The organism is Caballeronia arationis, from assembly GCF_001544975.2.
Taxonomy (GTDB): Bacteria; Pseudomonadota; Gammaproteobacteria; order Burkholderiales; family Burkholderiaceae; genus Caballeronia; species Caballeronia arationis.
This window is the reverse complement of sequence record NZ_FCOG02000230.1, coordinates 1-5,977: the sequence shown is the minus strand read 5'-3', so window position 1 is coordinate 5,977 and position 5,977 is coordinate 1. Positions and strand designations below refer to the sequence as shown.

Here is a 5,977-nt window from a genome sequence, read left to right as displayed (position 1 = left end):
AGGAACCTTGCTCGCACCTCCTACAACTGCCTGAGTTCGAAAAGTACAAGGCCACCTGATGAACGCCCCGAGGCGTCCACGAACAAAACCCAATTTTGCAGGTCCGACTAGCTTAAACTTGCCCTGCAGCGCGTGACGCCGTCCTATCGACGGTTTCGCATCGAACGCGCGATGCGACCGCCGCCAGCACCGCACCGGCCAGAAGCAGCCCGGCTGAGAGACCAAACGTCGCGCGATATCCGCTGCTGTCGAAAAGCAGACCGCCGAGCGTCGCGCCGAGCGTGATAGCAAGCTGAATAACCGCCACCATCAGGCCCCCGCCGGCTTCTGCATCGCCGGGGAGCGTTTCAGATAGCCACGTGAACCAACCGACGGGTGCTGAGGTAGCGATCAAACCCCACGCGGCCAGCAATACCGCGGTCGTCGCAACCGATTCGCCAAAAAACATTAGCGCGACGGCAATGCCGCTCATAAGCAAGGGAATCGTGATCAACACGCCATGCAGATTCCGTTTGATTATCGAGCCGACGAAAACTGTGCCGCCCAACCCTGCGGCGCCGATCACGAGCAGCATGAAAGACAGAATTGACACGTCCACCTTCGTCACCGTCTCAAGAAAGGGACGCAAGTAGGTGAACAGCGCGAATTGCCCCATAAACAACAGAGCGACAGCGACGACCCCACATAAGACCTGACGGTCGCTGATTATTCGAAATACGCCGCGCCTAGTCTGCGCTTGGCTCTGCACGGGTAGTTTCGGCAAGGTGAGCGCCTGCCAGATAAGCGCAATGGCGGCAAGGGGCACGACGCAGAAAAAGGCGCCTCGCCATCCAATGATCGAGCCAAGGAAACTTCCCGCGGGTGCGGCGACTGCCGTCGCAAGCGCACTGCCGCCCTGCACCACCGCGATCGCACGCGGCACGAAAGCATCGGGTGCGATGCGCATCATCACGGCCGTGGACATCGACCAGCATCCGCCAATTGAGACACCGAGGAGTGCGCGCCCAAGCATCAAGACAGTGTAAGTGGGCGCCACGGCCACGAGAACGCCCGAGGCTACCATCAGCGCTGTCAGCGAGAGAATCACCTTCTTTCGGTCAAAACGTCGCGTCAACGTTGACACAGAAAGGCTCGTCAGAACCGCAAAAAATCCCGACACAGAAATCGCCTGCCCCGCCTGCCCTTCGCTTAGGGAAAGCTCATGTGCGATGGGCGTCAGAAGGCTGACGGGCAAGAACTCTGATGCGACGAGGGCGAAGGCACAGAGCGACATGGAAAGCACAGCGCCCCATACCTGTTTGTTCGATAGGGTGGATCGGGTCATTGGAAAGAAAATTAATGCTTAGATGCGGCGAGAGCGGCGCCTTTGCGAAGCAAAAGGCTCGACCAAGGCGCTAATTTACAGCAGGCTGTCAATGGGATTAACCCATGAAGACTCATCGCGCTTATGAATGCGGATCATGAATCGGCCGGCTTAGCGCCCTTATAGTTGGAGCCTTGAGCACGCTCGCCGCCGTGCGCGCGTTTCTAGGAGCGAAAAATATGAACGCTAGTAGCAAGCACGTTGACGGCGTCGCCGCCAATTGCAACGCCGGGGACGACAATCTGAATATCACTCGGCGAAATCTTCTAAAACTGGCGGGAATGGGCGCTGCCACAATCGCCGGCGGTTCGGTGTCGATTTCCGGCATGTCCGCCGAAGCACCTCCGCCGGGTGCCGCCACCGTGCCAGCATCGAAGGTCGCGCTGTATGTAAACGGCGTGCCGCGCGAACTTTCGCTGGACACCCGCACGACGCTGCTCGACGCGCTGCGTGAACAGCTGCATCTAACTGGCACCAAAAAGGGCTGCGATCATGGGCAATGCGGCGCCTGCACCGTGATCGTCGACGGACGGCGCATCAACTCGTGTCTGACGCTTGCTGTGATGCATCAGGGCAGCCAGGTCGTCACCATTGAAGGCCTCGGCACGCCGGCGAACCTGCATCCGATGCAGGCGGCGTTCGTCAAGCACGACGGCTTTCAGTGCGGCTACTGTACGCCCGGGCAGATCTGCTCCGCCGTCGCCGTGCTCGATGAGATCAAGGCCGGTGTCCCCAGCCACGTCAGTACGGACTTGCTGGCTCCTCCCCGTCCGACCAACATGGAAGTGCGCGAACGCATGAGTGGCAACATTTGTCGCTGCGGAGCCTACTCCAACATCGCCGAGGCGATGACCGAGGTCGCGGGAGGTCGGGCATGAAACCGTTCACCTACGAGCGTCCCTCGACGCCTGCCGCCGCCGCAACTGCTGCCCAGCAGACGCCGGGCGCGAAGTTCATTGCTGGCGGAACGAACCTGCTTGATCTGATGAAGTTGCAGATCGAGACGCCGGTTCATTTGATTGATATCAACGGGCTTGGCTTCGATCGGATCGAGACGACGCCCGATGGCGGACTGCAAGTCGGCGCGCTTGTGCGCAACACGGATCTTGCGGCGAATCAGACAGCGCGCCGCAACTATCCCTTGCTCTCGCGGGCATTACTCGCCGGTGCGTCTGGTCAACTGAGAAACAAGGCGACGACCGCGGGCAATCTGCTTCAACGCACGCGTTGCCCTTACTTCTACGACACCAACCTCCCGTGCAATAAGCGCGTGCCCGGCAGCGGCTGTTCGGCGCTTCAAGGAAGCAGCCGGTCCTTGGCCGTGATCGGTGGCAGTAATGCCTGTATCGCCACCTATCCCGGCGACATGGCCGTTGCATTGCGAGCGCTTGACGCGACCATCAACACCGTTCGCGCGGATGGTACGGTGAGAAACATACCCATCGCCGATTTCTACCGGCTTCCAGGCAAGACGCCGCATCTGGAGAACGCGCTGGAACCGGCAGAACTGATCACAAGTGTCACGCTGCCGAAGCCCATTGGAGGCACGCACATTTATCACAAGGTTCGTGACCGCGCGTCGTATGCATTTGCGCTGGTATCGGTCGCCGCAATCGTGCGCAAAGATGGCACGGGCCGCGTTGCGCTAGGCGGCGTGGCGCCGATGCCCTGGCGCATCGAAGCGGCTGAAGCCGAACTTCCGAATGGCGCGCGCGCGGTGATGTCGCGTCTCATGGCGGATGCCAAGCCGACATGCGATAACGGGTACAAGGTAACGCTGGCAGAGCGCACGCTCGACGCGGTACTGACCGAAGCGAAGGAGGTGAGCCAATGAAGTTCGATACCCCCGCCACCAAGAATCCGATCGACCGCCTAAAACACATCGGTCATGCGACGGACCGCATCGACGGACGTCACAAAGTGACAGGCACCGCGACCTATGCATACGAATGGCACGACTCGACCCGCGATCCTGCCTATGGCTTTGTTGTGGGTGCCGCAATCGCGCGCGGACGCATCACGTCGATGAATCTCACGGCCGCGAAGGCGGCACCAGGAGTGGTTGCGATCGTCACGGCCGGAAGTGCCGGTAATTTGACGAAGGGCGACTTCAATACGGTCAAGCTGTTGGGCGGCCCGCAAATTGACCACTATCACCAGGCCGTGGCGCTGGTCGTGGCCAACACTTTTGAACAGGCGCGCGACGCGGCGCAGAAGATTCGTATCGACTATGTCGCCGAGGACGGAAGCTACGACCTTGCCGCAGCGAAAGACACGGCCGGCATGGCGGGGAGCGGTTACTGGGGCGAACCGGCGACGCGCACGGGTGATTTCGATGGCGCATTCTCCCTGGCTCCAATGCGCCTTGATGCGACGTACACCACGCCCGATCAAAGCCACGCAATGATGGAACCGCACGCGTCTATCGCGGCATGGACCGGCGACAAACTGACGCTGTGGACTTCAAACCAGATGATTGCATGGGGAGCAGGCGACGTCGCCAAGACGCTTGGCATTCCCCGCGAGAACGTGCGCTTGATTTCGCCTTACATTGGCGGAGGATTTGGCGGCAAGCTCTTCGTGCGCAGCGACGCGCTGTTGGCCGCGCTTGGCGCAAAAGCCGCGGGCCGTGCTGTGAAGGTCGCGCTCACGCGCCCGCTCATGTTTAACAACACGACGCATCGACCGGCGACCATCCAGCGCATCCGCATCGGCGCAGACGCGAACGGAAAAATCACGGCCATCGCGCATGAAAGCTGGTCCGGTGACCAGCCAAATGGGCAGCCCGAGACCGCCGTCGGTCAGACGCGCCTCATTTATGCGGGCGCGAACCGCATGACGGCAATGCGTCTTGCTACTTTGCATTTGCCCGAGGGTAACGCGATGCGTGCGCCTGGCGAAGCGCCGGGCATGATGGCCCTTGAAGTCGCAATGGACGAGATGGCGGAACAACTTAAGATCGACCCGATTGAGTTCCGCAGAATCAACGACACCCAGGTCGATCCGGAACAGCCCGAACGGCCCTTCTCGCAGCGTCAGCTCATCGAGTGCTTCCGCGTGGGGGCCAAAAAGTTTGGCTGGCAGAAGCGTAACGCCCGTCCAGGGCAAGTACGCGACGGCCGCTGGCTGGTCGGCATGGGCACCGCCTCGGCGTTCAGAAACAATATTTCGATGAAGTCGGGTGCACGAGTGAGGCTGGATCGGCGAGGGTTCGTGACGGTCGAGACCGACATGACCGACATCGGCACAGGGACATACACCATCATTGCGCAGACCGCAGCCGAGATGATGGGTCTACCACTCGACAAGATTTCTGTACGTCTCGGCGACTCGACGTTTCCCGTTTCCTCCGGCTCGGGTGGCCAGTGGGGTGGAAACAGCTCAACCGCCGGCGTTTATGCTGCCTGCATGAAGCTACGTAATGCAGTGGCCAACAAGCTTGAAATGCACGGTACGGATGTCGTTTTTGCGGATGAGCGCGTACGCTCGGGCGGGCGCAATGTGCGGCTTGCCGAAGCAGCATCTTCCGGCGAAATCGTCGTCGAAGACACCATGGAATACGGCGATCTGGCAAAGCGCTATCAACAATCGACTTTCGGTGCGCACTTCGTCGAAGTCGGCGTCGACGCGGCGACTGCCGAGATCCGCGTGCGTCGCATGCTCGCCGTCTGCGCAGCGGGCAGAATCCTTAATCCTAAGGCCGCCAGAAGTCAGGTTATCGGTGCGATGACGATGGGCGTAGGCGCAGCGCTCATGGAAGACCTCGTGGTCGACAAGCGCTACGGCATGTTCATCAATCACGATTTGGCTGCTTATGAGGTGCCTGTCCATGCCGACATTCCGCATCAGGAAGTGGTGTTTCTTGACGAAGCAGACCCGACCTCCTCGCCGATGAAGGCGAAAGGCGTGGGCGAGCTCGGCATCTGCGGCGTGGGCGCAGCGATCGCCAATGCGCTTTACAACGCTACCGGTGTACGCGTGCGCGATTATCCAATTACGCTCGACAAAATCCTGATGGGAATCGCGTGAGTGCGTCGCGCAGCGCTAGACGACCGATCGCCGCGATCTGTTGTTTCTTGCGTTGCACGCTACCGGCGGTGTCTAGCTCCGCACCGGCGCAGCCCGCAAGCCGTCGGCCGGGCGTCCCATCGAAGGGGTAAGCGGACCTCTTTTTTGGAAGAAAAATATGCAACTTAAACGCGCTGGCTCAGAGCCGTCGATCAAAGGACCGGAGGAATGGTTCACAGGTACTGTGCGGATCGATCCGCTCAACGCTCCACACGTGTCGTGCGCGAGTGTGACCTCCGAGCCCGGCGCGCGTACCGCGTGGCATACGCACCCGCTCGGTCAGACGCTCTTGGTGACAGCCGGATGCGGGTGGACGCAATGCGAGGGCGAGCCGCGTATCGAAATTAGTGTCGATGGTGTCGCCCAGACGCACGTCCGGGTCGAAGCGGTCGGCCACGATGTCCCGAATCCGTCGTTAATGTCGAACTAGATTCCTTGACTGAATTGATCTTGTAGCAGTCGAGTCAAGTTTCTACGCGGCGATTTTGACCTGATCGCACCAGGTGTTAACGGCCTTCTCAGCGGTGCGGAAGCTGCGCTGCAAAG

The 5,977-nt window shown here is 60.4% G+C and carries 4 protein-coding genes and 1 pseudogene; 4 read left to right on the top strand and 1 reads right to left on the bottom strand.

Features of this window, described 5'->3' with window-relative positions:
• Positions 1–112 precede the first annotated feature (112 nt).
• A complete protein-coding gene (locus AWB81_RS39730) occupies positions 113–1,324 on the bottom strand; it encodes an MFS transporter (protein WP_062643775.1) in 1,212 nt (403 codons plus the stop codon).
• 173 nt (positions 1,325–1,497) lie between these two features.
• On the opposite strand from AWB81_RS39730, the gene paoA reads away from it, so the two are divergent.
• The 4 genes and pseudogenes from paoA to AWB81_RS47760 form a co-directional block, all read left to right on the top strand.
• Positions 1,498–2,241: an aldehyde dehydrogenase iron-sulfur subunit PaoA gene (paoA, locus tag AWB81_RS39725; protein WP_268811801.1), complete on the top strand. Its 744-nt coding sequence runs from the start codon at positions 1,498–1,500 to the stop codon at positions 2,239–2,241.
• On the top strand, positions 2,238–3,197 hold the full coding sequence (locus AWB81_RS39720) for an FAD binding domain-containing protein (RefSeq protein ID WP_062643771.1): 960 nt from the start codon (positions 2,238–2,240) through the stop codon (positions 3,195–3,197). Before paoA ends, AWB81_RS39720 begins: the two co-directional genes overlap by 4 nt.
• Positions 3,194–5,392 carry an aldehyde oxidoreductase molybdenum-binding subunit PaoC gene (gene paoC / locus AWB81_RS39715; RefSeq protein WP_062643769.1) on the top strand — a complete coding sequence of 733 codons (2,199 nt, stop codon included), beginning with the start codon at positions 3,194–3,196 and terminating at the stop codon, positions 5,390–5,392. Before AWB81_RS39720 ends, paoC begins: the two co-directional genes overlap by 4 nt.
• Before the next feature lie 157 nt (positions 5,393–5,549).
• Positions 5,550–5,792 (top strand): annotated as a pseudogene (locus tag AWB81_RS47760) (cupin domain-containing protein); the annotation flags it as partial.
• Positions 5,793–5,977 lie beyond the last annotated feature (185 nt).